Genomic DNA, 1,758 nt, shown 5'->3' on the forward strand with positions numbered 1-1,758 from the left:
CGGACCAGCAGGTGCATGGCTCGGCCCGCCCCCTCAGACCATCAGCGCGGCGGCGATGGCGTCGCGGTCCAGCCCGGTCTGGCCGATCACCACGAGCTGCCCCTGGCGAGCCTCGCCCGGCGCCCAGGCCCGGTCGAACTGGTGGCTGAATCGGGTTCCGACGCCCTGAACGGCGAGGCGCAGCGGCTTGCCGGCAATGGCGGCGAAGCCCTTCATCCGCAGCACGTCATGCGCCTCCGCCACCGCGCGCAGCCGCTCCACCAGTGCCTCGGGCGAGGCCAGCTCGGGCAGCGGCAGGGCGAAGCTGGTGAAGTCGTCATGCTCGTGCGCGCCATCCTCGGCATCGTGGTGCGAGGGGCGGGCGGCGAGGTCGTCCTCGGCGGCGGCACCGAGGCCGAGCAGGATGGCGGGATCGAGCTTCCCGTCGCGGGCGGGCACGACCTTCACCGCGCGGGGGATGGCACCCGCGATCCCGGCGCGCAGCCGCGCGGTGGCGGCCTCGTCCAGCAGGTCGGTCTTGTTCAGCACCACCAGATCCGCGGCCAGGAGCTGATCCTCATAGACCTCCGCCAGCGGGTTGTCGTGGTCCAGCGACGGGTCCGCCGCGCGCTGGGCGGCCACCGCCTCCGGATCCTCGGCGAAGCGGCCCTCGGCCACGGCGGGGCCGTCCACCACCGTCACCACCCCGTCCACCGTGACGCGGGACCGGATGCCGGGCCAGTTGAAGGCCTTGATCAGCGGCTTCGGCAGGGCGAGGCCGGAGGTCTCGATCAGGATGTGCTCGGGCGGGCTCGGCCGGTCGAGCAGGGCCTGCATGGTGGGCAGGAACTCGTCCGCCACGGTGCAGCAGAGGCAGCCATTGGCCAGCTCGACGATGTTCTCCTCCTCGCAGCCCTCGATGCCGCAGCTCCGCAGCGTCTCGCCGTCGATGCCCAGCGCGCCGAACTCGTTGACGATGATGGCGATGCGGCGGCCGCGCGCATGGGCCATCAGGTGGCGCACCAGCGTGGTCTTCCCGGCGCCGAGGAAGCCGGTGACGATGGTGGCGGGGATCTTGGTGGCGGTGGCGCTCACGCGGCGGTCTCCGGTGCGGTCTGTGTTGGTTCGGCGAGGGCGAAGGGCGGCACGCGGCCCAGCACGACGCTCTTCAGGGAGGCGGGGCGCTTCGAGGGCATGACCACCCCCGTGCGCGAGGCGGCGAACAGCGCGCCATAATCCAGCAGGTCCCCCGCCTGTTCCGGCAGGAGGCGGCCCAGCAGGTACTGCCACTTGCCCGGCGCGGCGAGGGCGGCGGCGCAGCCCTGCTCGCAGGAGGCCATGCAGGTGGCCGGGCGCAGCCGCACCGGGCTGTCCGGCCGCGCCGCCAGGGCCTCGGCCACGGCGTCGTGCAGCCGCTGCCCCTCGGGCACCTCGCCCTCGCGCAGGTCCAGCCCGGCGCGGCAGGTGATGCAGACATGGAGCAGGACAGGCTCGGCCAAACGGGGCACCCCAGGGATCGACACGCGCATGGGATGCCGACCGCTCCCATGGCCCCCTCCGGTCGGGGAAGCCGGGAACCGATGGCCGCCGGCAAGAGAGCCGGGGCGCATCGCCGATGCCGGGGCACCCCGCCCGGCGTCACGATCCATCCCGCCGGGACAGGCCCGGCGGGGATGATGGCAGGTCTCCTGGCTCGCGGATCAGGCGCGGCCTGCCGGCCTTCCCGGCACGCCGCCTGTCTCTTGATCACATCTACGCACAGCTCCACCGTAAGGCGAA

2 protein-coding genes are annotated in these 1,758 nt (G+C 73.4%); both read right to left on the minus strand.

Annotated elements, in window-relative coordinates; translation table 11 throughout:
* Window positions 1–33: 33 nt before the first annotated feature.
* Window positions 34–1,074: a cobalamin biosynthesis protein CobW gene (gene cobW / locus ROTAS13_RS24060; RefSeq protein WP_019462580.1), complete on the minus strand. Its 1,041-nt coding sequence runs from the start codon at window positions 1,072–1,074 to the stop codon at window positions 34–36.
* A complete protein-coding gene (locus ROTAS13_RS24065) occupies window positions 1,071–1,508 on the minus strand; it encodes a DUF1636 domain-containing protein (RefSeq protein ID WP_019462581.1) in 438 nt (145 codons plus the stop codon). The genes cobW and ROTAS13_RS24065 overlap by 4 nt, the downstream gene beginning before the upstream one ends.
* Window positions 1,509–1,758: the final 250 nt, after the last annotated feature.

Source organism: Roseomonas sp. TAS13, from assembly GCF_001950415.1.
GTDB lineage: Bacteria > Pseudomonadota > Alphaproteobacteria > Acetobacterales > Acetobacteraceae > Roseomonas > Roseomonas mucosa.

Excerpts from the sequence above, each read along its gene's own strand:
- ROTAS13_RS24065 (WP_019462581.1), bottom strand. The coding sequence starts at position 1,508 with ATGCGCGTGTCGATCCCTGGGGTGCCCCGTTTGGCCGAGCCTGTCCTG.